At 58.0% G+C, this 274-nt stretch carries 1 protein-coding gene; it reads left to right on the top strand.

The window, feature by feature from the left end; all coding sequences use genetic code 11:
- The coding region (locus AC2A1E_RS24515) for a fimbria/pilus periplasmic chaperone (protein WP_484385926.1) at nt 1-274 on the top strand (274 nt) is incomplete at both ends.

Raw genomic sequence — 274 nt, 5'->3', positions numbered from 1 at the left:
GCTGACGAATGCCGGCCCGTCACCTGTCCTTATTCAGAGCTGGATTGATACCGGGGATACCACGGCCAAACCTGCCGCTATTCAGGTGCCGTTTGTGCTGACACCGCCGATGAACCGTGTGGAGCAGGGCAAAGGCCAGACTCTGCGCATCAGCTATACCGGTGGTGCACTGCCGAGCGACAAGGAGTCGATATTCTGGCTGAACGTGTTGGAAGTGCCGGCGAAGAAACAGGTCAAGGCCGATGAGAATTTGCTGCAGGTGGCTTTCCGCTCG

This window comes from Serratia sp. HNCC26DJ206 (assembly GCF_057180605.1).
This window is presented reverse-complemented; position numbering and strand designations above follow the sequence as displayed.